The following is a 25,689-nucleotide window of genomic DNA, read 5'->3' on the forward strand; positions in this document are numbered from 1 at the left end:
AATTCCACCATGAGGAACATTATAATTTTCAAGTTTCAGAAAATTAAAATTCCACCATGAGGAACATTATAATTTTCTAGTTTCAGAGAATTAAAATGTAGGAATAATCTAAATAGTATTACTTAATGAAAAGCCGATTCTGAAAAGAGTCGGTTTTTTTTAATTTCCAGCTAAAATACGAATGGCAACAAAAATAGCAATCACTAAGATTCCGTAAATTAGTACCTTTTTACCAGTATTTTTATAATAACGCTCATGATTTTTAATGTCTTTTCTATAGCTATAAATCATTAATGCTATAAAAGAAACAATAAAAAAGATCATAAAAATAATTCTACCTGTGGTAAAATATGCGTTTAAAAACATGCTTTTATTCTTTATAAGTTGTGAATTAATAGGCTAGAATAACGCTCTGTTTTTCATAAAGTTTCTATATATTGACTTTTTAAAAAATAGAGAATAATTTCTTTTGCAAAATTACAACTTAAAAAAAGAACTTCTTTAAAATTATAATTCAAAAAAATGAAAAACAAAATAGCCGCAGTTACGGAGTTTCACACCGCTTTTAAGTTAAATATGAATAAAAAACCAATAGCAGATATTGGTAAAGATAGAAACTTGCTACGTTTTAACTTAATGAAAGAAGAAAATGAAGAGTATTTAGAAGCAGCAGAAAACAATGATTTGGTTGAGGTTGCTGATGCCTTAGGAGATATGCTTTACATTTTATGTGGCACCATAATAGAACACGGAATGCAAGAAAAAATTGAAGAAGTTTTTAATGAAATTCAACGTAGTAATATGAGTAAATTAGGTGAAGATGGTACACCTATTTATAGAGAAGATGGTAAAGTTTTAAAAGGTCCAAATTATTTTAAACCGAATATTTCGGAAATTTTAAAGTGAATTTTTTATGATGTTGGCTATTGTAAATTATTAAATCAGAGAATATCTTTCAAATCTTGGTTACCAACTATCGCCATAATTCTACGATAGTATTATTTATTTTGTAATATATGAGTAAAATAGGTAAAGATGGTGCTCTAATTTATAGAGAAGATGGTAAAGTTTTAAAAGTAATTAGAAACGTTACAAATATTGCAATATCAACCCAATTAAGGTTTTTGCATCTTGTGCGCCGGTTTGACGCCATTTCATTTCGCCATTTTTGTAAATCATAAACGTAGGATTTCCTTTTACCCGCAACGCTTCGGCTAAGGTTTCATTCTTTTTAATATCAATTTTTATAACCTTTGCTTTATCACCTAAAGCAGCAGCTACATCTCTTAAGGTGCCAATACTATTTTCTGCTTCACTCCAATCTGCATAAAAATCGATAAGAACAGGCTTGTCTGCATTTATTAATTCGCCAAATTTTGTCATAAATTAAAGTCTTTAAAAGGAAAACATCAACATTATTAAATCGTTTATAGACAAATATAAGAATTCTATTTGAATATGTTAACTATCAACCTTTTTTCAATTCAATTACTGTGATTTCTGGCCAAATTCCTACTCTTCCGGGAAAGGCATGATACCCAAAACCTCTATTTACGTTGATGTATCTTCCAAATTCTTCATACAAACCTGCCCATTGTTTGTATGCATATTTAGACGGACTCCATTTTATCCAACCAGGAATTTCTATCCCCATTTGTAATCCATGTGTGTGACCGCTTAAGGTTAACTGATAATTAAAATCGTCATTTTTTACTTTATATTCCCAATGACTGGGATCGTGAGACATTAATATTTTAAAATCTTCTTGGTTGATGTTGGCAGTTGCTTTTGGTAAGTCTCCTGCCTGATTAAATCCTTTTCCCCAGTTTTCTACACCAATTAGAGCAATCTTTTGTCCATCTTTTTCTAAATAACGATGTTCATCTAGCAATAAATCGAAACCTATTTTTTGATGAATATCTTTTACTTGTTGAAAATTATTGATTTTATCTTGTGGATTTTTCCAATCCATATAATCTCCATAATCATGATTTCCAAGAATAGAATACTTACCTTCTTTAGCTTCTAATTTGTCAAAAACATCAATCCAAATATCCATTTCATCAGCTTTATTATTTACAATATCACCGGTAAAAAGCATGAGATCAGATTTTTGTTCATTTATCAAATCAACACCATATTTAATTTTTTCTTTGTTGGTAAAACTTCCAGAATGAATGTCTGATATATGTGTAATTGTATAGCCATCAAAAGCGGGTGGTAAATCTTTAAAGGTTAAACTGTATTTTATGACTTTGTAATTGTATTTTCCTTGAATTATACCGTAGATAAAGGCTGCAAACGGAATGGAAGCCAAGCCTAAAGCCAATTGCGAAATAAATTTTCTTCTACTGGCTAGGTATTTTGTTTCATTTGATGAAATTGCAGAAATCAGTTTAAAAACATATCTGTAAATATCTTCTCCAAACAAGAATAATAAAATAATTAATTTAGGAATTAGAAAGGTAAGTACAATACCAGCAGTCATTTGAAAATACGGGGTTTGACCGTTACTTCTAGAGTAATTTAAAACCATGTACAATAAATTTATATAAACGGCAAGACTTATAAAAAGTGAAAAATACCGGACAAATTTATTTTTTGAAATGGTTTTAAAGGCTTGAAAAGTATAAATTTCTAGAATAATAATAAAGACAGAAAGTATAATGAGAGGAAAAACCCAACGTGGCATACATTTAATTTTTTTCCAAATTTAGGGTATTTATGGCTTTACTATTTTAATTTTTAGAAGAGTTTAACATAAAAAAAGTAAAAGAAAAGTTTTAAAGAAAGAATCAATAACCAACCTAAAAATAGTTATTGATTCTTGTGTTTTACTTTTACACTTTAATAGTTAACATGGGTTTTAAAGCGTTTTTAGATAAGTTTTTGGTTACACTTGCAGAAAATAAATGAGATAAACCACTTCTACCATGTGTACATAAGGCAATAACGTCTGCATTTATTTCTCTAGAAAAATTTAAAATTCCTTTTTCTACAGAAGTATCACTATAAACATTTATAGAATGTTTAGGCATTTCATATTCTGCTATAAAATCTTTTACCTTTTGTTTTGCATTTTTTGTGCTCTCAAAACGAGAAGGCGTATTTACTTTTAATAAATGCACTTTACTTTTAAATTGATTGGCAAAATCTAAAAATTTTCCAAAAACAACTTTGTTGTCACTTTTAAAACTAGAGGCAAAAACTAAGTTTTTTAATTTAAATTTATCATCGTCTTTTTTAATAACAATTACAGGTCTTGTAGAGGTTCTAACAACTTTTTCTGTATTAGAGCCAATAAGTATTTCTTCAAATTCAGAATGTCCTTTAGATCCCATAATAATTAAATCTGCATCTATTTTATCTGCATATTTCTGAATGCCTTCATACGGGGCTTGAAATCTAATTGAGTAATGAATTTCACTACCTTCAGGAAAAAATTTAGATTTATACTCTAAAATGCGTTCTCTAATTTTACGTAAGTACAACATGCTTTCTGGAATGCTAAAGTTGCTTCTAGAGCCCATGTCTACAACACCCGTAGGTAATTCTATCATGTGCAATAAATAGACAGCGCTGTTAGATTTTTTGGCAATTTTTGCAGCCATTTTTGTTGCGTATTCAGATTGTTTAGAAAAATCGATAGGAACTAAAATTTTTTTCATAAGTAAAAAGAAATTAAATTATCTTGTATCTAAAGTTACAATAAATAATTGAATTAAAGAGTATTCTTAAAGTTCAAATACTTAAAAAAGTAATCTGAGATTGTAGACCAATGTTGCGTTTACACACTATTTTTTAGTTACTTTACTGTAAATATGTAAATTATATTTAACTTTAAATAGCTATTTTTATTGTGTCCTTAAAGAGTTCTTAATTATTTTTGAAGAAAGTCTGTTTGGTAAATCATAAACATTTACTATATTTGCACCGAAATTTACAATAAAATGGAGGAATGAAGGGGACTTAAAGTCCCCTCTTTTTATATTTTATTCTAAGATTAAAGATGGATCAAAACAAAGTAAAAGATTTAATTGACGAGGCTTTAGCACTAAATGAGTCTTTGTATTTAGTTGATTTAGACATATCAACAAATAATAAAATTCAGATAACTGTAGATGGTGATAATGGTGTTCCTTTAAGTGAATGCATTAGAATTAGTAGAAATGTAGAAAACAGTTTAGATAGAGAAGAAGAAGATTTTTCGCTAGAAGTTTCTACACCAGATATTTCTCATCCATTAAAATTAAAGAGACAGTATATTAAGAACATCAATAGAATACTAAAAGTAAAAACGGCAGAACAAGAATTTGAAGGAACTCTTATAGCTGCAAATGATGTTGATATTGTTTTACAATGGAAAGCCAGAGAACCGAAACCTATAGGGAAAGGAAAAGTTACTGTAGAGAAAACAGTAACATTAAATTTTAAGGATATTAAAGAAGCAAAAGTGAAGATTGTATTTTAAGTAAAATATAGCATGGAGAATATAGCATTAATTGATTCGTTTTCAGAATTTAAAGATAATAAAAGTATAGACAGAGTTACATTAATGTCTATTTTAGAAGAAGTATTTAGAGCTGCCTTAAAACGTAAATTTGGTTCTGATGATAATTTTGATATCATTATAAACCCAGATAAAGGAGATTTAGAGATTTGGAGAAATAGAGTTGTAGTAGCAGATGGTTTTTCTGAAGATGATAATGAAGAAATAGAATTGGCGGAAGCAAGAAAAATTGAGCCAGATTTTGAAATTGGTGAAGATGTTTCTGAAGAAGTAAAATTAATAGATTTAGGAAGAAGAGCTATTTTGGCATTGCGTCAGAACTTAATTTCTAAAATATATGAACATGATAGTACAAATATCTTTAAACACTTTAAAGAGTTAGAAGGAGAATTGTATAGTGCAGAAGTGCATCATATTAGACATAATGCTATTATTTTATTAGATGATGAAGGTAATGAAATAGTATTGCCTAAAAGCGAACAAATAAGATCAGACTTTTTTAGAAAAGGAGATTCTGTAAGAGGTGTTATTAAAACGGTAGAATTAAGAGGTAATAAACCTGCAATTATTTTATCTAGAACATCGCCAAGTTTCTTAAATAAATTGTTTGAACAAGAAATACCAGAAGTTTTTGACGGTTTAATTACTGTTGAAGGTGTGGCAAGAATACCAGGAGAAAAAGCAAAAGTGGCGGTAGATTCTTATGATGATAGAATAGATCCTGTAGGTGCTTGTGTTGGTGTTAAAGGTTCTAGAATTCACGGTATTGTACGTGAATTAGGAAATGAAAACATAGATGTTATCAACTATACTAAAAACGAACAGTTGTATATTTCTAGAGCATTAAGTCCTGCAAAAGTGACTTCTATGGAAATAGAAATGTATGAAGAAGAAAGAAATGGTAAAAAAGGTCGTGTAAAAGTACTTTTAAAACCAGAAGAAGTTTCTAAAGCAATTGGTAGAGGTGGTGTAAATATACGTTTAGCAAGTGAGTTAACAGGATATGAAATAGACGTTCAAAGAGAAGGTTTAGAAGAAGAAGATGTAGAGTTAACAGAGTTTGGAGACGAGATTGAAGATTGGATTATTAAAGAATTTAAAAATATTGGTTTAGATACCGCAAGAAGTGTTTTAGAAACTAGCGTGGCAGAATTGGTGAAGAGAACCGATTTAGAAGAAGAAACGATCTTAGATGTTCAACGAATATTAAAAGAAGAATTCGAAGAATAAATAATAAGAAAGTAAGGTAAAAACCATATTTTTACAAATTAAAGGCTAAAAAATAATATATGTCTGAAGGCAAAACAATGAGGCTTAATAAAGTACTAAGGGAATTAAATATTTCTTTGGATAGAGCAGTAGAATATTTAGCAGATAAAGGTCATGAGATAGAATCTAGACCTACTACTAAAATTCCTGGTAATGTCTATCAAGTTTTACTAGACGGCTTCCAAAAAGATGCAAGCAAAAAAGCGGCGTCTAAGGAAGTTGGTGAAGAAAAACGTAAAGAAAAAGAAGCAATTCGTTTAGAAATTGAAGCTAAATTAGAAAAGAAAAGAGCAGAAGAAGTTCAGCGACAAGAAGTTTTAAAAGCCAAAGCAGATAAACTATCGTTTAAAACCGTTGGTAAAATTGACATTGACAATTTAGGAAATAAAAAACCTGTTGTTAAAGCTGTTGAAGAAAAACCAATCGAAATAAAACCAGAGGTAACAAAAGTAGCTGAAACGCCAGTAACACCTTCTATAGAAAAAGAAACTACACCAGTAGTTAAGGCTTCTGAGAAAAAGGAAATTACTGAGCCAGTTAAAGAAGTACCTTCAGTTGAAAAAGAAGTTCCAAAAGCAGCAGAACCTACCGTTAAAAAAGTAGATAAAGTTGTTAGTGAAACTAAAGTAGAAAAAGCAGTTAAAGAAACGGCTAAAGTTGATGAGAAAAAACCGCTAGTTAAAAAAGAAACAAATCAAGTTTCTAATAAAAAAGCGGAAGCACCTGTTGAAATAACAGCAGAGAATGCAGAAACTATCAAGACGCAATACAAAAAGTTAGACGGTCCTAAAATCACAGGTAAAAAAATTGATTTAAAACAATTTGAAAGACCTAAGAAAAAGAAACCAGAACCTAAAAAAGATGCAAACGCAGACAAAAAGAAGCGTAAGCGTATTGTTACTAAGGCCGGAGGAAATACCAGCAATAGAAGTAGACCAGGAGCTGCAAGGCCAGGAACTGCTAGACCAGGAAACAATAGACCTGGTTTTAGAGGTGGTAGAAACCAAAGACCAGCTGTAGTTAAAAAAGAAGAACCAACAGAAGCAGATATTCAAAAGCAAGTAAGAGAAACTCTTGAGAAATTGCAAGGAAAATCTTCTAGAGGTAAAGGAGCAAAATACCGTAGAAGCAAAAGAGATGCACATAGAGAACAATCTGAAGCAGAACTAGAAGCACAATCATTAGATAACAAAATCTTAAAGGTAACAGAATTTGTTACTGTAAGTGAAGTGGCAACAATGATGGAGGTTCCTGTAACCAATATTATTTCTGCTTGTATGTCTTTAGGTTTAATGGTAACAATGAATCAGCGTTTAGATGCAGAAACATTAGTTATTGTTGCAGAAGAATTTAATCATAAAGTAGAATTTGTTGGGGCTGAGGTTGAAGAAGCTATTGAAGAGGTAGAAGATAAACCAGAAGATTTAGAAACACGTGCGCCAATTATTACGGTAATGGGTCACGTAGATCATGGTAAAACATCGCTACTAGATTACATAAGAAAAGCAAATGTAATTGAAGGTGAAAGCGGAGGAATTACACAACATATTGGAGCGTATTCTGTAAAAGTTGGAGATCAAAAGATTGCATTTTTAGATACTCCTGGTCACGAAGCCTTTACGGCAATGCGTGCACGTGGGGCACAAGTAACAGATTTAGTAATTATTGTTGTTGCTGCTGATGATGATGTAATGCCACAAACAAAAGAGGCTATTTCTCATGCACAAGCTGCAGGAGTACCAATCATATTTGCTATTAATAAAATTGATAAGCCAAACGCGAATCCGGATAATGTGAAAACTCAATTATCTTCAATGAATTTATTAATTGAAGAATGGGGAGGAAGCATTCAATCGCAAGATATTTCTGCTAAAACAGGAGAAGGAATTCCAGAATTATTAGAAAAAGTATTATTAGAAGCAGAAATTTTAGAATTAAAAGCAAATCCTGATAAAAATGCTGTTGGTACCGTAGTAGAGGCTCAATTAGATAAAGGTAGAGGGTATGTAACCACTATTTTAGTACAAGCTGGAACTTTAAAAATTGGAGATTACTTATTAGCAGGTAAACATAGTGGTAAAGTAAAAGCTATGTTTGATGATAAAGGCAAGAAAGTAAAAATAGCAAAACCATCAACACCAATCTCAATATTAGGGTTAGATGGAGCGCCACAAGCAGGAGATAAGTTTGTTGTTTTTGATGACGAAAGAGAAGCAAAACAAATTGCAACCAAACGTTCGCAATTACAACGTGAGCAATCTGTAAGAACTCAGAAAACATTAACGTTGGATGAAATTGGTCGTAGAATTGCGTTGGGTGACTTTAAAGAATTAAACATTATCTTAAAAGGAGATGTAGATGGTTCTGTAGAAGCATTAACAAATTCATTCCAAAAATTATCTACAGAAGAAATTCAAGTAAATATTTTACATAAAGGAGTAGGAGCAATTACAGAAAGTGATGTATTATTAGCAACAGCTTCAGATGCAATTATAGTAGGATTTAACGTTCGTCCGCAAGGAAATGCAAGAGTAATAGCAGATAAGGAAGAAGTAGATATTAGAACATATTCTATTATTTATGATGCTATTAATGACTTGAAAGATGCCATGGAAGGAATGCTTTCTCCAGTGATGAAAGAAGAAGTAAGTGGTAATGTTGAAATTAGAGAAGTTTATAAAATTTCTAAAGTTGGAAATATTGCTGGTTGTATGGTAATGTCTGGTAAAATCTTTAGAGATTCTAAAATTAGAATTATTAGAGACGGAATTGTGGTTCATGACGGTGTCTTATCATCTTTAAAACGTTTTAAAGACGATGTAAAAGAAGTAGCTAAAGGTTATGATTGTGGACTTCAAATTAAGAATTACAATGATATTGTAGAAGGAGATGTTATTGAAGCTTACAAAGAAGTTGCCGTTAAAAAGAAATTGAAATAATCATTTCTTTATAAAATAGTAAAAGCCGAAATTCTTATGAATTTCGGCTTTTTTTATGTTGTTCTTGTTTTTAGTAGGTGGGAGAATATAATTCTGTTTACTGCTAAATTGATTATTTCCCCATCGGAACAGCAATAATGCCAGAGAATTTATCCTTAAAGAGAATAATATCTTTATCCGCTTCTAGTTTTGTTTTATAATTGCCAACATGCACTTTCCATTCAGGAGCATTATAAACCAGTTTAGAATAGTTTCCAGGAAACTCTACACTAAAAAGAGCTTGATACTTTCTTGCGTTGTTTTCGTTTCCGTTATACAATTGAATGCGATATCCAAACCCATTCTTTTTATTATACGCTCTTTTCTTTGCAATTAACTCTTTAATTTGAGTACTGCTTTTTGTGCCGTTTTGAGCTGAAATAGAGGTAACACTGGTACAAAACACCATTGTAATAATTGTCAAAAACAATTTATTTTTCATCATAATTTAACTTTGTACAAAAGTAACAACTTGTTTCAGAATATATTGAATAATTTTGTTATTTAGAATTGTTATAAATTAAATTTAACATTCCTTTAGCGTTTTGAAATATGGCAATAAATAGTACTTTTGTCAAACTGTTTAAAAAAACGTTTTTTAGACGAATTTATACACATTACTAAAATAATAGTTTGTAAATATGAAAAGTGTAGCACTACACATTAGACTTACTTCAGTAGTTATAAAGAGTTTTACAATTCTTTTGTTTTTTGCATTTAGCATTTCTTCTTATTCACAAGATGTAGATGAAGCGCGTCAAAAAGAGGGAAAGAAATTATTTAAATCTTTATGTGCTTCTTGTCATAAGTTGGATAAAAAATTAGTTGGACCTGCCTTAGGTGGTATCGAATCTAAAAGAGAAAATGCATGGTTAAAATCTTGGATTAAGAACAATGCAGAGTTAAGAGCATCTGGAGATTCAGAAGCTAACGCAATTTTTGATGAGTATAAAGGAGCTGCAATGACAGCCTTTCCTCAATTATCAGATGAAAATATAGATGATATTTTATATTATACAACTGTAGGTGAGTTAAAAAAGAAAGAAGTTGTAGCGGACAATGCTACTTCTAATGCTTCTTCTGCTGGCGCTCCAGGTTGGTTAATATATATATTAGCTGGTGCAATAATTGTTGCTTTTTTAATGATAGCAAGTTTGTTAAAACAAGTAAGCGAATTAAAAGGGAATAACAAGCCAGAAGATAAGTCTAATATAAAAAGAGATTTACAAGAACTTTGGATTGGTTTAAAAAACAATACTTTTTTAAAGGTGTTGGCTACTATCTTTTTACTGTTAATGGGTGCTTATGTAGTTTTTGGAACCTTATTTAAAGTAGGTGTAGATGAAGGGTATCAACCAATTCAGCCAATAGCATTCTCTCATAAAATACATGCAGGAGATAATAAAATAGATTGTGAATATTGTCACTCATCTGCAAAACATAGTAAAACTTCTGGTATTCCATCAGTAAATGTTTGTATGAATTGTCATAAGAATATTTCTGAAGTTGCAGAAGAAACTGTTGTAGAAATGGACGGATATACACTTGGTAAAGCTGAGTTAGATTTAGAAATTGCTAAAGTTTACAAAGCTGCAGGTTGGGATGCTGATAATTTAGAATTTACAGGAGAAACAAAACCTATTAAATGGGTTAGAGTTCATAATTTACCAGATTTTGTATATTACAATCACTCGCAACACGTTACGGTTGCTGGGTTAAAATGTCAGAAATGTCATGGACCAGTTGAAGAAATGGAAGAATTACATCAGTATTCTCCGTTAACAATGGGTTGGTGTATAGATTGTCATAAAGAAACAAAAGTAAACCTTAAAGGAAATGAATACTATGCCAAAGTTCATGAAGAATTGGCTAAAAAGTTCAATGTAGAGCAAGTTACAATTGCGCAATTAGGGGGTAAAGAGTGTGGCAAATGTCACTATTAATTAAAGAAGAAAGATAGTTTGATTTTGGTGAAAGCTAAAATCTAATAACTAAAAAACTAATAACTAAATATAAATGGCTTCAAACAAAAAATACTGGAAAAGTGTTGAGGAACTTAAAGGAAGTTCTATTGTTGAAACGTTAAGTAAAAATGAATTTGTAGAAGAAATTCCTACAGATAAGTTTTTAGGTGATAAAGAAACATTAGAGAATTCTTCTACGTCTCGAAGAGACTTCTTAAAATATGTTGGATTCACTACAGCTGCAGCGTCATTGGCTGCATGTGAAGGACCTGTAAGAAAGTCTATTCCTTTTGTTGTAAAGCCTAATGATATTATTGCAGGTGTTGCAGATTGGTATGCAACTTCTATGGCAGATGGATATGATTTTGCAAATGTGTTGGTTAAAACACGTGAAGGTCGTCCGATTCAAATAATGCCTAATAAGGAAGCAAACGGAACAACAAGCGCAAGAGTACAAGCCGCAGTTTTATCTTTATATGATGAAAAATTACGTTTAAAAGAACCTCAGGATACAGAGTCTTTTTTAACTTGGGATGATGCGGATGCTCAAATAATTGCCAAACTTAACACGTTAAAGGAAGCAGGCAAACCTGTTGTTTTATTAACCGGTTCAATGGCAAGTCCATCAACAGATAAAATTATTGAAGGTTTTATTGCCGCTTATCCAAATGTAAAACATGTAGTTTATGATGCAGTTTCAGAATCTGGAGCGGCGGATGCTTTTATGGCCATGTATGGTAAACGTGTTTTACCAAATTATCATTTAGACAAAGCAAAAACAATTGTTTCTTTTGGTGCTGATTTCCTTGGAGATTTCCATGGAGGATTTGAAAAAGAATTTATTGCTGGTAGAAAACCAGAAACAGGACACATGTCTTACCATGTTCAGTTTGAAAGTAACATGTCTTTAACGGGTGCAAATTCTGATAAAAGAGTGGTTGTAAAACCATCTGATCAGGTGTTTGCTTTGTTAAATTTATACAACGCTATTACTGGTGCTAATGTTGCTTCTAAAGCTACAGCTGTTGATGCAGATGTAAAGAAGATGGCAGTAGAACTAAAAAAAGCTGGTTCTAAAGGTGTTGTGTTAACAGGATTGAATGACGTTAACGCTCAGTTAATTTCTTTGGAAATTAACAAAGCATTAAATAGTGAAATTATTGATACTGTAAATACATTAAATATCCGTAAAGGAAATGATGTAGAAATTGCTCAATTAGTTTCAGATATGAAAGCAGGTAAAGTTGCAGGATTGATTTCTTACAATGTAGATCCTATATATTCATTATCTAATTCATCAGATTTTTCTGAAGGATTAAAAAAATTAGAATTATCAGTAGCATTATCAACAGAGAACAATGCAACAGTAAATGCCTCTAATTATGCATTACCAACGCCACATTTCTTAGAATCTTGGGGTGATACTCTGTTCGATGAAATAACGTACGGTTTAATGCAGCCAACTATACAGCCATTATTTAATACGCGTCAAGTACAAGACGTATTATTAAAATGGTCTGGAGAAACAAAAAATTACTACCAATATTTAAAAGATTTTGCTGTAACCAACTATTTATATGGTACTTCTTGGAACAAAGCATTACATAATGGTTTCAATAATGTAGAAATTGTTGAAGATGAAAATGATTTTGTTTCTGAAGTTGTAATAACTGATGTTGCTAATCAATTAGCAAGTTCAGCTAAAAAATCTTCTGGTTTTGAATTAAATTTATATACTAAAACTGGTTTAGGAGACGGTAAGCAAGCAAACAATCCTTGGTTACAAGAATTTCCAGATCCTATTACAAGAGCTTCTTGGGATAACTATTTAATGATGTCTATTTCGGATGCCAGAGAATTAGGTTTTTCAAATCCTGTTAAAGATAATGGAGCTATTAATGGTGATTATGCCAAAGTAACTGTAAATGGTGTTGCTGTAGTTGTTCCTGTAATGGTGCAACCAGGTCAGGCAAAAGGGTCTGTTGGTTTATCATTAGGTTACGGAAAAACTTTTGGATTAAAAGAAGAGATGCAAGTGGGTGTAAATGCATACCCATTATATGCTAACGGTAATAATATTCAATACGGAGTTGCTATAGAAAAAGTATCAGGAACACATGAGTTTGCTTGTACACAAGTACAGAAAACAATTGCTGGTCGTCATGATATTTTAAAAGTAGCTTCTTTAAAAGATTATAATACTGTAGATCCTAAAGATCATAAAAATGGATGGAATGTTCCTTCTAAGGTTTCTTATGATCATCAAGAGGTAGAAGCAAATTCTATTAATATTTGGGATGAACACAACAGAGAAGTTGGTCATCATTTTAATTTATCTATAGATTTAACTTCTTGTACAGGTTGTGGTGCTTGTGTTATTGCTTGTCATGCAGAAAATAATGTACCAGTTGTAGGTAAAAAAGAAGTAAGAGTTGGTAGAGATATGCATTGGTTGCGTATTGATAGATATTACTCTTCTGAGGTAGAAACAAGAGAAGAAGCAAAAGAATTAGGATTAAGTAGAGCAGCAACTTACGAAGCGTTAGAAACTGAAGCTGAAAATCCTGAAGTTACTTTTCAACCGATGATGTGTCAGCACTGTAATCATGCTCCTTGTGAGACTGTTTGTCCGGTTGCGGCAACATCACATGGTCGTCAAGGTCAAAATCAAATGGCATATAACAGATGTGTGGGTACAAGATATTGTGCAAACAACTGTCCATATAGAGTTCGTCGTTTTAACTGGTTTAATTATTCAAATAATAACGAGTTTGACTTCAACATGAATAACGAATATGGTAAAATGGTGTTAAACCCAGATGTTGTAGTTCGATCTAGAGGTGTTATGGAAAAATGTTCTATGTGTATTCAAATGACACAAGCAACAATTTTAAAAGCAAAGAAAGAAGGAAGAGCAGTTGATACAGATGAGTTTGAAACAGCATGTTCATCAGCATGTACTACAGGAGCCATGGTCTTTGGAGATATAAACAACAAGAAAGACAAAATAGCTGCATTGGTAGAAGATAAAAGAGCTTATGGCGTGTTAGATTATTTACAGACAAAACCGAATGTAATCTATCAAGTTAAAGTTAAGAATACAAACGAAGCATAAAAAGGATTCAAATTTTAAAGTTCAAGGTTGTAAGGCTTTGTAATTTTAATTCATTGAAAGTTTAAGAATATAAAGATTAAAAACTAAGTAATTATATAAATATGTCTCATTACGAAGCACCCATAAGGGAACCTTTAGTATTAGGTGATAAAAGTTACCACGATATTACCGAAGACATTGCAAGACCTATAGAAGGTGCTGCAAATAAAAACTGGTACATTGCATTTTATATTTCTTTGGCAGCAATGCTTTGGGGATTTGGATGTATTTTCTACACGGTAGGAACAGGTATTGGTGTCTGGGGATTGAACAAGAACATTGGATGGGCTTGGGATATTACCAACTTTGTATGGTGGGTAGGTATTGGTCACGCAGGAACATTAATTTCGGCGGTACTTTTATTATTCCGTCAAAAATGGAGAATGGCAATTAACCGTTCTGCAGAAGCAATGACCATCTTTGCCGTTTTTCAAGCAGGATTGTTTCCTATTATTCACATGGGACGTCCATGGAATGGGTATTGGGTATTACCAATGCCGAATCAGTTTGGTTCGTTATGGGTAAACTTTAACTCACCATTATTATGGGATGTTTTTGCAATTTCAACGTATTTATCTGTATCATTGGTTTTCTGGTGGACAGGTTTATTACCAGATTTTGCAATGATTAGAGATAGAGCAGTAAAACCTTTCCAAAAGAAAATATATGCTTTACTATCATTTGGTTGGTCTGGTAGAGCAAAAGATTGGCAACGTTTTGAAGAAGTTTCTTTGGTTCTTGCTGGTTTGGCAACACCATTAGTACTTTCTGTACATACAATTGTATCAATGGACTTTGCTACTTCTATTAACCCAGGTTGGCACTCAACAATTTTTCCTCCTTATTTCGTAGCTGGAGCTATCTTTTCAGGATTTGCAATGGTACAAACCTTATTAGGTATTATGAGAAAGGTTACTAATTTAGAAGATTATATTACACGTTTGCACGTAGAATATATGAACATAGTAATTATCTTAACAGGTGGAATTGTAGCTGTAGCATATGCAACTGAATTTTTTATTGCTTGGTATACAGGATCTCCTTATGAATATTATACATATTTATCTGTAGGTGCTGCAACAGGACCTTATGCATGGGCATTCTACTCTTTATTATTCTTTAATATTCTAACACCTCAGATATTATGGTTTAAGAAAATAAGAAGAAGCTTTATATGGTCTTTCATTATTTCAATATTTATTAATATAGGAATGTGGTTTGAGCGTTTTGATATTATTGCAATTGTATTAAGTAAAGGTCATTTACCATCTACATGGTGGCGTTTTGAACCAACATTTGTAGATGTAGGTATATTTATAGGAACTATTGGTTTTTTCTTTGTATTATTCTTATTATATGCAAGAACATTTCCAGTAATTGCGCAAGCGGAAGTAAAAACCATTTTAAAATCTTCGGGAGAATTTTATAAGAAAAGAAGAGATGGTAAAGATGCTACAGGACCGATAGAAGCAAAACCAAGAGTAGTTAACTCTGATAAAAAAGATAAAGAATAATTATGGAATCATCAAAAGTTATTCACGCGTTTTATAATGATGATGAAGTACTGATGGATGCAGTGAAAGCTGTAAAAGCAGAACATCATCATATTGAAGAAGTATTTTGTCCTTTTCCTGTACACGGATTAGACAAAGCAATGGGATTAGCACCAACAAGATTGGCAATTACTGCTTTTTTCTACGGAATTACAGGGTTATCATTTGCAATTTGGATGACTAATTATATGATGATTCAAGATTGGCCACAAGATATTGGAGGTAAACCAAGTTTTTCTTGGGCAGAAAATATGCCAGCTTTTGTTCCAATTATGTTTGAATTAACGGTATTTTTTGCAGCCCATTTAATGGTAATTACTTTTTATATGAGAAGTAGAATATGGCCATTTAAGGAAGCAGAAAATCCTGATCCAAGAACAACAGATGATCATTTTTTAATGGAAATTCCTGTGCATAATAATGAGGCTGAATTAAAGGCTTTATTAGAAACAACAGGAGCTGTAGAAATTAATGTAGTTGATAAGCACTAAAGAAGAGATAATGAGGAATTTTAAATTAATTATCGGTTTAGTAATCATTACAAGTTTAGTTTCTTGTAATGATAAACGCACACCACGCTCTCAATATATGCCAGATATGTATGTATCTGTACCTTATGATGTTAATGGAGTAAATGGAATTAATGGTAACGCCGTTAACTTAAAACCTGTAGATGGTACAATTGCAAGAGGAGGAACTCCTGCGTATGATATACCAGATACTAATGAAGGTTATGAGAAGTCTAAATCTGAAGTTAATCCTTTAGAAGTAACGGAAGATAATTTGGCAAACGGAAAAGCAATGTACACTATTTATTGTGCAACTTGTCATGGAACTAAAGGAGACGGAAATGGAATTTTATCTCAAAGAGAGAAATTTTCTGGGATTCCTAACTATAAAGATAGAGATATTAATGCGGGAAGTATTTATCATGTAATTATGCACGGTAAAAACCTTATGGGTTCTCACGCATCTCAATTAACGTATAAAGAACGTTGGCAGATAGTACAATACGTAGAAAAATTACGTTCAGAATTATAATTACAAAAAGGTAGAATACGAAAGATATGTATCAATTCTCTGGTAAATTAAAAACATTTTCAATAGCACTTATCATTATAGGGGCCTTAGGAATTGCTTATGGGTTTTATTCGGCACCTAAAAATGTTGAAGAAGCAAAAGAAATTATAGCTCATCAAGCGTCTTCTCATGGTAGTCATGGAGATTCGCATGAAGTAACTATAGAAGAACATCATTCAGAGGTTTCTGAAGAAGCTCACGGGCATGAAGAGTCTAAAATAGAAGCACATGGTTCTGTTGATGCTCATCACGAAAATCATGATGATGCGCATGCAGAGCATGTTTTTCATCAACTAAAAAATAAACCTTGGTCTGCAATTTATGTAGCATTGTTTTTCTTTTTAGGAATTTCATTATTAACCCTTGCATTTTATGCGGCCCAAAGAGTTGCTCAAGCTGGTTGGTCTATCGTTTTATTTAGAGTGATGGAAGCAATCACGGCAAATTTAGTACCAACTTCTGTTATTATGGTCGTGGTAATTATAACTTCTGTGTTGCATATAAATCATTTATTTCCTTGGATGGCTGATGGTGTTTTTGACCCAGCAAGTCCTAATTATGATGCTGTAATAGATGGGAAATCTTGGTGGATGAATATACCAGGTTGGACTATTAGAAGTATTATCTATTTATCAATTTGGAATGCTTACCGATGGTTTATTAGAAGAAATTCTATCAAAGAAGATACTGCAAATGATAATAGAAAATCGTATAAATTAAATTATAATGTATCTGTAGTATTTATATTCTTATTTATGCTTTCAGAATCTATGATGTCTTGGGATTGGATAATGGGTCTTGATCCTCACTGGTTTTCTACTTTATTTGGTTGGTATGTATTGGCAAGTTTATTAGTTAGTGCATTAACTGTAATAGCATTTGTAACAATTTACTTACGCTCTAAAGGTGCTTTACCAACTGTAAATGATAGCCATATTCATGATTTAGCAAAATATATGTTTGGTTTTTCTGTATTCTGGTCATATTTATGGTTTGCACAATTTATGTTAATTTGGTATGCAAATATTCCTGAAGAAACAACGTATTTTGCAATGCGTTTTAATGAATACAAATTACCGTTTTTAGCAATGGTAGTTATGAATTTTATTTTTCCAATCTTGTTGTTGTTAAACAGTGATTTTAAAAGTATACCATGGTTTGTAGTTATTGGAGGTTTGGTAATTTTAGGAGGTCATTATGTAGATATATTTGTAATGGTAATGCCAGCAACAGTAGGTGCTCAATGGTATTTTGGAATTCCGGAAATAAGTGCATTATTATTCTTTTTGGGAGTCTTTATATTTACTGTATTTAGTTCATTTGCAAAAGCGAATCCAATACCAAAAGGAAACCCATTCTTACAAGAAAGTGAGCATTTCCATTATTACAATATAGAACACAGAGGAGAAGGATCAAATGATCATCATTAATAAATAGTTGAATTAAAATAATTAAGACAAGATAAATATGTTAGCGCTATTTTATATTTTTATAGGTGTTGCAATAGGAGTTAGCTTTTGGCAGATTACTAGAATTTTAAATTTTAGAAGTGTTATAGCTACAGACAAGGACAACATTATACAAGCAAGAAATTCCATTTATTTTATGGTGTTTCTTTATGCAATGATGATTTATTGCTTAATTTTTATGAATGTAGTTCTATTGCCAGAATCTGCTTCTTTTGAAGGAGAACATGATGATAATCTTTTTGATATCTCATTTTGGTTAATTGGAATTGTTCAATTTTTAATGCAGTTTTTAATCTTTTATTTCCCTTATAAATATAAAGGTAAAGAAGGTCAAAAAGCAAAATTTTATTCAGACAGTCACAAGTTAGAATTAATTTGGACAGTTACACCAGCAGTTGTTTTGGTTGCTTTAATCGGTTATGGTTTATGGCAATGGAATAATGTTATGGATTTATCTGATGAAAAAGACGCAATTGTAATTGAAGTATATTCTCAACAATTTAGATGGGATGCCCGTTATGCAGGAGAAGATAATATGCTAGGTTTAGGTAATGTAAATTACATTAAAGGTTTAAACACTATGGGTGTTGATATGACTGATTTAAACTCTAGTGATGATAAACAAGTTACTGAATTGTATTTACCAAAAGGTAGAAAAATACATTTTAAGTTCCGTTCTCAAGATGTATTGCACTCTGCTTATATGCCTCACTTTAGAGCACAAATGAATTGTGTTCCTGGAATGGTTACAGAATTTGGATTTACGCCAAAGTATACCACAGAGGAAATGAGACAACAACCTGAAGTAATTGAAAAATCTGCAGGAATCAATAAAATAAGAAAAGCTAAAGGAGAAGATCCTTATGTGTTTGATTATTTGTTGTTGTGTAACAAAATTTGTGGTGCTTCTCATTACAACATGCAAATGAAAATTACGGTTGTAGAAGAAGACGAATACAATAAATGGATTGCAGAACAACCAACTTTAGCTTCAGTTATAAAATAATTTAATTAAAAGATACTACAAATAAATAGATTATGTCAGATCATCATCATAAAGAAACATTTGTAACAAAATATATTTTTAGCCAAGATCATAAAATGATTTCTAAGCAGTTCTTAGTAACTGGTATGTTTATGGGAATTATTGGTGTATTTATGTCTATGTTATTCCGTATGCAAATTGCGTGGCCAGAAGAATCGTTTTCTGTAATAGAAGCTTTTTTAGGACACCATCAAACAGATGGAGTTATGAATCCGGATATGTACTTAGCATTGGTAACAATACATGGTACAATAATGGTTTTCTTCGTATTAACCGCAGGTTTAAGTGGTACATTCTCTAATTTACTAATTCCATTGCAAATTGGAGCAAGAGATATGGCATCAGGATTTCTAAACATGATTTCTTACTGGTTATTCTTTATTTCTAGTATTATTATGGTTATTTCTTTATTTGTGGAAGCTGGACCAGCTTCTGCGGGTTGGACAATATACCCTCCTTTAAGTGCATTGCCACAAGCAATTCCAGGTTCTGGAGCAGGTATGACATTATGGTTGGTTTCAATAGCAATATTTATTGCATCTTCTTTAATTGGTTCTTTAAATTATATAGTTACTGTATTTAATTTAAGAACTAAAGGAATGTCTATGACAAGATTGCCATTAACAATTTGGGCTTTCTTTATTACAGCAGTTATTGGTGTTGTTTCGTTTCCGGTATTATTATCAGCTGCTTTATTGTTGATTTTTGATAGAAGTTTTGGTACCTCATTTTACTTATCAGATATTTTTATTTCTGGAGAAGTATTACATTATCAAGGAGGTTCGCCAGTATTGTTTGAACATTTATTTTGGTTCTTAGGACACCCTGAAGTTTACATTGTTATTTTACCTGCAATGGGTATCGTTTCTGAAATTTTGGCCATTAATTCTCGTAAACCAATTTTTGGTTATCGCGCAATGATTGGTTCTATTTTGGCTATTGCATTCTTATCTACAATTGTATGGGGTCACCACATGTTTATTTCTGGTATGAATCCTTTCTTAGGTTCTGTATTTACATTTACAACTTTATTAATTGCTATTCCATCCGCGGTAAAATCCTTTAACTGGCTTACTACATTGTGGAAAGGAAACCTGCAATTAAATCCTGCAATGTTATTTTCTATTGGTTTTGTTTCTACTTTTGTTACAGGAGGTTTAACAGGTATTGTTTTAGGAGATTCTGCATTAGATATTAATATTCACGATACGTATTTTGTAATAGCACATTTCCATTTAGTAATGGGTGTTTCTGCAATCTTTGGTATGTTTGCTGGTGTGTATCACTGGTTTCCAAAAATGTATGGTAGAATGATGAATAAATCATTAGGGTATTGGCATTTTTGGTTAAGCATAATTTGTGCTTATGGCGTTTTCTGGCCAATGCACTTTATAGGTTTGGCAGGTTTACCACGTAGATATTATACAAACACTAATTTCCCTATGTTTGATGATTTATCAGATATTAATAAAGTAATTACATTGTTTGCTTTGGTTGGTGGTTTTGCTCAGATTTTCTTTTTAGCAAACTTCTTTATCTCTATTTATAGAGGAAAGAAAGCAACTCAGAATCCTTGGAAAGCAACTACTTTAGAATGGACAACTCCAGTTGAACATATTCATGGTAACTGGCCAGGAAAACTTCCTGAAGTACATAGATGGTCTTATGATTATAGTAAAAGAGTAGATGCAAATGATGATGATAGTGCTTATCTACACGGTCAAGATTTTGTGTTACAAACCACACCATTATTAGATGGTGAAGAACAGTCATAAATAAAATTTAGTTAAAATTTAAAAAACCTTTCCAATTCGGAAAGGTTTTTTTTGTTATGTAACAATGGGTACATTTTTTCTGATTCAAAATCTCTTATATTTGTAGTTATGAATGAAAACTTAAATCCTGAAAACGACAATCTTTCAAATGAAGATTTAGACGTAGAAAAAAAATTACGTCCGCTTTCTTTTGATGATTTTACGGGACAAGACCAAGCAATTGAAAACTTAAAGATTTTTGTTGAAGCGGCTAATCAAAGAGAAGAAGCTTTAGATCACACACTTTTTCATGGACCTCCAGGCTTGGGGAAAACAACACTCGCACATATTTTAGCAAACGAATTGCAAGTTGGAATAAAAGTTACTTCTGGCCCTGTTTTAGACAAACCAGGAGATTTAGCTGGCTTATTAACAAACCTTGATGAGCGTGATGTTTTATTTATTGATGAAATACACAGATTAAGTCCTATTGTAGAAGAGTATTTATATTCTGCAATGGAAGATTATAAAATTGATATTATGATAGAATCTGGCCCAAATGCCAGAACAGTTCAAATCAATTTAGAACCATTTACTTTAATAGGAGCAACAACTCGTTCTGGACTATTAACTGCGCCAATGCGTGCACGTTTTGGAATTAGTAGCAGATTACAATATTATAAAACGGAATTATTAACAACCATTATTCAAAGAAGTGCAAAAATTTTAAAAGTTCCTATTTCTATGGAATCTGCAATAGAGATTGCTGGTAGAAGTAGAGGAACACCCAGAATTGCAAACGCTTTGTTAAGAAGAGTTAGGGATTTTGCACAAATTAAGGGAGATGGAACCATTACAATAGAAATAGCAAAATATGCCTTAAAAGCTTTAAATGTAGATGCACATGGTTTGGATGAAATGGATAATAAAATTTTGAAAACCATTATTGATAAATTTAAAGGTGGCCCCGTAGGTTTAAGTACTATTGCCACGGCAGTTTCTGAGAACACAGAAACCATTGAAGAAGTGTATGAACCTTTTTTAATACAGCAAGGTTTTATCATGAGAACACCAAGAGGTAGAGAAGTTACAGATTTAGCATACAAACATTTAGGAAGAGTAAAAGGAAAAAATCAAGGAGAATTATTTTAGATTAAGAAAAAAGAGAAAATAAATAAGAGTTTAAAAAAAGATAAGAGTAAGAATTCCTTCCCTTTGGGAAGGTTAGGATGGGCTTATGAACATAAAAAAAATTATACCAATTTTAGAATGGTTACCAAACTACAATTCGTCTTTATTTAAAGGTGATTTGATAGCCGGAGTTACTGTGGGTATTATTTTAATTCCTCAAGGAATAGCCTATGCTTTAATTGCAGGTTTGCCACCAATTTATGGTTTGTATTGTGCATTGGTACCACAGGTAATGTATGCAATTTTTGGGTCGTCAAGGCAAGTCGCTGTAGGTCCTGTTGCTATGGATTCATTAATTGTGGCAACGGGGGTTTCAACGTTGGCTTTGGCAGGTTCTGATAGTTATATTTCTATAGCTATTTTGTTGGCTTTAATGGTAGGAGCAATCCAATTTATTATGGGTGTTTTTAGTTTAGGTTTCATCGTAAACTTTCTTTCTAAACCGGTAATAACCGGTTTTACATCTGCCGTTGCATTAATTATTGGATTTAATCAATTTAGAAATTTATTAGGAGTAGATTTTACTCAAAGCGATCAAATACAGGTTGTTTTAGAAGATATTTGGCTCCATATTTCAACATTTAATCATCCTACAACTGTTATTGGATTAATTTGTGTTGTGGTAATTATTGCTTTTAGAAAAATTAACAAGAAAATACCGAATGCTTTAATTGTAGTCATTTTTGGAATTTTAGTAATGAAATATTTTGGAAAGTCTTTTATAGATGTTTCTATAGTAAAAGATATACCTTCTGGTTTGCCTGTTTTTGGAATTCCAACATTCGATTTAGATCAAATTAAAGAGTTATTACCAATAGCATTAACTTTAGTAATGGTTGGTTATTTAGAAACTATATCTATTGGCAAATCTTTAGAGTCAAAACAAGATGAATATAGAATAAGGCCAAACCAAGAATTAATTGCTTTAGGTTTAAGTAATATGGTAGGCTCATTGTTTAAAGCATATCCTACAACCTCTAGTTTTTCACGTTCTGCAATAAACCAAGAAAGTGGAGCAAAAACAGGAATGGCTGCTTTAATTTCTGTAGTTATGGTTGTTTTTACTTTATTATTTTTAACACCATTGTTTTATCATCTACCTAAAACAGTATTAGCGGCAATTATTATTGTGGCTGTTTTTGGTTTGGTTAATATTAAAGAAGCCGTTTTTTTATGGAAAGCAAATCACTTAGATTTTTGGTTAATGTTTGCTACATTTTTGGCAACGCTTACATTAGGTATTGAATATGGAATTATTGTAGGCGTAGGTCTTTCTTTAATTGTTTTAATTTACAGAACCTCCAGACCGCATGTAGCCGAGTTAGGTAAAGTACCAAACTCAAATTTTTATAGAAATAAAAATCGTTTTGATGAAGTTATCATAGAAGATGATATTTTAATTTTTAGGTTTGATGCACAAATTTTTTACGCAAACTCAGCATATTTTAGAGACAAGTTAGATGAAATGGCCTCCAAGAAAGGAACTGCTTTAAAAATAATAGTTTTAGATGCAGAAAGTATTAATAGGGTAGATAGTACAGGAGTAGAAATGTTAAAAGAGCGTATTAAATTCTATAAAAAGAAAGGAGTTACGTTTTACTTTGCGGGTGTTAAAGGTCCGGTTAGAGATGATTTTTTTAAAAGTGGTATGCTGGCAATAATAAATGTCAATCATTTTTTTATGCGTTCTAATGATGCTGTAAAATTCTATAAGACTGGAGATAGAAAACAACAAGAAAAGTATGCGAAATATATTCATCAGGCGTACGACTAATAAGAATATAATTATAGTTTTACTGTTTCTAAAATTTTAGCAAATAGTAATTCTTAAAGAATAAGTGCTCAACTTTAAAGAGCAAAAACAATCAATTGTTAACAAACAAGGGTTATTTGAGAGGTTTCCTTTTCAAGTTACTTAAAGTTTAAGAAAAGCTATTTATAATGATCATAGAACAAATTTATACAGGGTGTTTGGCTCAAGGAGCTTATTATATAGAAAGTAATGGCGAAGTTGCTATTATAGATCCATTAAGAGAAGTACAAGATTATGTTGATAGAGCGGCTAAAAATAATGCTAAAATCAACTATATTTTTGAAACTCATTTTCATGCAGATTTTGTAAGCGGTCACGTAACTTTGGCAGAGAAAACAGGTGCTAAAATTGTATTTGGTCCATCGGCAGAAACAAACTTTGATGCCATTATTGCAAAAGATAATCAAGTTTTTAAAGTTGGTAAGATTACCATAACAGTATTACACACTCCAGGACATACTATGGAAAGTTCTTGTTTTTTATTGAAAGATGAAAACGGAAAAGATTATGCTCTTTTTAGTGGAGATACGTTGTTTTTAGGTGATGTTGGTCGTCCTGATTTAGCACAAAAAGGAACCATTACAGAAAAGGATTTAGCAGGATATTTATTCGATAGTTTGCGTAATAAAGTGATGACGTTAGCAGATGATGTAATTGTGTATCCGGCGCACGGAGCAGGTTCTGCCTGTGGAAAAAACCTGAGTAGTGAAACCGTAGGAACCATTGGCAATCAAAAAGAAACCAATTATGCGTTAAGAGCTAATATGACCAAAGAAGAATTTATAAAAGAAGTTACCGACGGTTTATTACCACCGCCAGCATATTTTCCTTTAAATGTGAAATTGAACAAAGAAGGATATCAAGATATAGATGAAATTCTTAAAATTAGCGAAAAGCCATTGTCTGTTAATGAATTTGAAATTATAGCCAATGAAACAGGCGCTGTAGTTTTAGATGTTCGTAATGAAACAGAGTTTATAAAAGGCTTTATACCACAATCTATTTTTATTGGTATTGATGGAGGTTTTGCCCCTTGGGTTGGCGCATTAATTAAAGACATTAAACAGCCAATTTTATTGGTAACTCCTTCCGGTAGAGAAGAAGATACCATTACACGTTTGTCTAGAGTTGGTTTTGATAATGTATTGGGATATTTAGACGGAAGTTTTGAAGCATGGAAAAAAGCAGGGAAAGAAATAGATACTTTAAGCTCTGTATCTGCTGATGTTTTAGAAGCTAAAATTGATGAAAATGCACCTGTATTTGATGTTAGAAAACCGGGTGAATATGAAAGTGAACACATTAAAGTTGCAATAACTACTCCGTTAGATTCTTTAAATGATCATATTTCTAAATTTCCAAAAAAAGAAGACTTTTATGTACATTGTGGCGGTGGTTATCGCTCAGTAATTGCAGCTTCTATTTTAAAAGCACGAGGTATACATAATGTAATTGACGTTGCAGGTGGTTATGCTGCCATTAGAAATACAACAATAGAAAGAACAGCGGCTGTTTGCCCATCAACTTTAAAATAAAATTATGAAAAATTTTTTATGCATGTTTTTTTCGAGCTTCCTTTTTCTTAATTGTGGAAAAAAGCAAGAAATTAAATCGATAACAACAGTAGAACTAAAAGAATTACTTTCTAAAGGGAAAATTCAATTATTAGATGTTAGAACGCCTAAAGAGGTAAAAGAAGGTGCTATTAAAAAAGCTTTATTTGTTAATTTTTTTGATAAAGACTTTACAGAAAAAGCAGTTAAGAAATTGCATAAAAACAAACCTGTTTATTTATATTGCAGAAGTGGTAATAGAAGTGGTAAAGCTTCTAAATTATTGCAAGAAAAAGGTTTTGACGTATACAACGTTATAGGCGGTTATACAAAATGGAAACAAGAAAATTAAAAAT

Annotated in this window: 21 protein-coding genes; 16 read left to right on the forward strand and 5 right to left on the reverse strand. The window is 31.7% G+C overall.

Annotated features, from left to right (window positions below; genetic code table 11):
* Window positions 1–159: 159 nt before the first annotated feature.
* Complete coding sequence (locus tag ACSHW5_RS13545) at window positions 160–366, reverse strand: hypothetical protein (RefSeq protein WP_435676679.1); 207 nt, start codon at window positions 364–366, stop codon at window positions 160–162.
* Window positions 367–522: 156 nt separating this feature from the next.
* Between ACSHW5_RS13545 and ACSHW5_RS13550 the strand changes: the two genes are divergently transcribed.
* Window positions 523–906 carry a hypothetical protein gene (locus ACSHW5_RS13550; RefSeq protein WP_435676680.1) on the forward strand — a complete coding sequence of 128 codons (384 nt, stop codon included), beginning with the start codon at window positions 523–525 and terminating at the stop codon, window positions 904–906.
* A gap of 183 nt (window positions 907–1,089) precedes the next feature.
* Here ACSHW5_RS13550 and ACSHW5_RS13555 read toward each other — a convergent pair whose 3' ends face one another.
* The 3 genes from ACSHW5_RS13555 to ACSHW5_RS13565 form a co-directional block, all read right to left on the reverse strand.
* Window positions 1,090–1,383: a thioredoxin family protein gene (locus tag ACSHW5_RS13555; RefSeq protein ID WP_435676681.1), complete on the reverse strand. Its 294-nt coding sequence runs from the start codon at window positions 1,381–1,383 to the stop codon at window positions 1,090–1,092.
* Window positions 1,384–1,468: 85 nt separating this feature from the next.
* Window positions 1,469–2,692, reverse strand: coding sequence for a metallophosphoesterase (locus ACSHW5_RS13560; RefSeq protein ID WP_435676682.1), 1,224 nt, complete (start codon window positions 2,690–2,692; stop codon window positions 1,469–1,471).
* 148 nt (window positions 2,693–2,840) lie between these two features.
* Window positions 2,841–3,668 carry a universal stress protein gene (locus tag ACSHW5_RS13565; protein WP_435676683.1) on the reverse strand — a complete coding sequence of 276 codons (828 nt, stop codon included), beginning with the start codon at window positions 3,666–3,668 and terminating at the stop codon, window positions 2,841–2,843.
* A gap of 341 nt (window positions 3,669–4,009) precedes the next feature.
* Between ACSHW5_RS13565 and rimP the strand changes: the two genes are divergently transcribed.
* The 3 genes from rimP to infB are packed head-to-tail and all read left to right on the forward strand — an operon-like array spanning window position 4,010 to window position 8,718.
* A complete protein-coding gene (gene rimP, locus ACSHW5_RS13570; protein WP_435676684.1) occupies window positions 4,010–4,471 on the forward strand; it encodes a ribosome assembly cofactor RimP in 462 nt (153 codons plus the stop codon).
* A 12-nt stretch (window positions 4,472–4,483) separates the two neighbouring features.
* Window positions 4,484–5,740: a transcription termination factor NusA gene (gene nusA / locus ACSHW5_RS13575; RefSeq protein WP_435676685.1), complete on the forward strand. Its 1,257-nt coding sequence runs from the start codon at window positions 4,484–4,486 to the stop codon at window positions 5,738–5,740.
* A gap of 59 nt (window positions 5,741–5,799) precedes the next feature.
* Window positions 5,800–8,718, forward strand: a complete 2,919-nt coding sequence (gene infB, locus ACSHW5_RS13580) for a translation initiation factor IF-2 (RefSeq protein ID WP_435676686.1) — start codon at window positions 5,800–5,802, stop codon at window positions 8,716–8,718.
* A gap of 112 nt (window positions 8,719–8,830) precedes the next feature.
* Here the strand turns inward: infB and ACSHW5_RS13585 are convergent, their stop codons facing one another.
* Entirely contained in the window at window positions 8,831–9,202 is a 372-nt protein-coding gene (locus tag ACSHW5_RS13585; protein ID WP_435676687.1) for an SPOR domain-containing protein, read from the reverse strand.
* Between the two features lie 196 nt (window positions 9,203–9,398).
* On the opposite strand from ACSHW5_RS13585, the gene ACSHW5_RS13590 reads away from it, so the two are divergent.
* From ACSHW5_RS13590 to ACSHW5_RS13645, 12 genes are all read left to right on the forward strand, one after another.
* The gene (locus ACSHW5_RS13590; RefSeq protein WP_435676688.1) at window positions 9,399–10,700 is read left to right on the forward strand and encodes a cytochrome c3 family protein; all 1,302 of its coding nucleotides are present in this window, start codon (window positions 9,399–9,401) and stop codon (window positions 10,698–10,700) included.
* A gap of 73 nt (window positions 10,701–10,773) precedes the next feature.
* A complete protein-coding gene (locus ACSHW5_RS13595; RefSeq protein WP_435676689.1) occupies window positions 10,774–13,836 on the forward strand; it encodes a TAT-variant-translocated molybdopterin oxidoreductase in 3,063 nt (1,020 codons plus the stop codon).
* Between the two features lie 101 nt (window positions 13,837–13,937).
* Window positions 13,938–15,389 (forward strand): NrfD/PsrC family molybdoenzyme membrane anchor subunit, encoded by a 1,452-nt coding sequence (gene nrfD, locus ACSHW5_RS13600; protein WP_435676690.1) that lies wholly within the window; start codon window positions 13,938–13,940, stop codon window positions 15,387–15,389.
* A 2-nt stretch (window positions 15,390–15,391) separates the two neighbouring features.
* Entirely contained in the window at window positions 15,392–15,919 is a 528-nt protein-coding gene (locus ACSHW5_RS13605) for a DUF3341 domain-containing protein (RefSeq protein ID WP_435676691.1), read from the forward strand.
* Window positions 15,920–15,929: 10 nt separating this feature from the next.
* Window positions 15,930–16,469: a c-type cytochrome gene (locus tag ACSHW5_RS13610; RefSeq protein ID WP_435676692.1), complete on the forward strand. Its 540-nt coding sequence runs from the start codon at window positions 15,930–15,932 to the stop codon at window positions 16,467–16,469.
* Window positions 16,470–16,495: 26 nt separating this feature from the next.
* Window positions 16,496–17,938: a quinol:cytochrome C oxidoreductase gene (locus ACSHW5_RS13615; protein WP_435676693.1), complete on the forward strand. Its 1,443-nt coding sequence runs from the start codon at window positions 16,496–16,498 to the stop codon at window positions 17,936–17,938.
* Window positions 17,939–17,975: 37 nt separating this feature from the next.
* Window positions 17,976–18,983, forward strand: coding sequence for a cytochrome c oxidase subunit II (locus ACSHW5_RS13620; protein WP_435676694.1), 1,008 nt, complete (start codon window positions 17,976–17,978; stop codon window positions 18,981–18,983).
* Window positions 18,984–19,015: 32 nt separating this feature from the next.
* Complete coding sequence (locus ACSHW5_RS13625) at window positions 19,016–20,797, forward strand: cytochrome c oxidase subunit I (protein WP_435676695.1); 1,782 nt, start codon at window positions 19,016–19,018, stop codon at window positions 20,795–20,797.
* A 108-nt stretch (window positions 20,798–20,905) separates the two neighbouring features.
* Window positions 20,906–21,928 (forward strand): Holliday junction branch migration DNA helicase RuvB, encoded by a 1,023-nt coding sequence (ruvB, locus tag ACSHW5_RS13630; RefSeq protein ID WP_435676696.1) that lies wholly within the window; start codon window positions 20,906–20,908, stop codon window positions 21,926–21,928.
* A gap of 85 nt (window positions 21,929–22,013) precedes the next feature.
* Window positions 22,014–23,741 (forward strand): SulP family inorganic anion transporter, encoded by a 1,728-nt coding sequence (locus ACSHW5_RS13635; protein WP_435676697.1) that lies wholly within the window; start codon window positions 22,014–22,016, stop codon window positions 23,739–23,741.
* A gap of 167 nt (window positions 23,742–23,908) precedes the next feature.
* A complete protein-coding gene (locus ACSHW5_RS13640; protein WP_435676698.1) occupies window positions 23,909–25,315 on the forward strand; it encodes an MBL fold metallo-hydrolase in 1,407 nt (468 codons plus the stop codon).
* 4 nt (window positions 25,316–25,319) lie between these two features.
* Window positions 25,320–25,685: a rhodanese-like domain-containing protein gene (locus ACSHW5_RS13645; protein WP_435676699.1), complete on the forward strand. Its 366-nt coding sequence runs from the start codon at window positions 25,320–25,322 to the stop codon at window positions 25,683–25,685.
* The last annotated feature ends 4 nt before the right edge of the window (window positions 25,686–25,689 follow it).

This window comes from Polaribacter sp. (genome assembly GCF_051251875.1).
Lineage (GTDB): Bacteria > Bacteroidota > Bacteroidia > Flavobacteriales > Flavobacteriaceae > Polaribacter.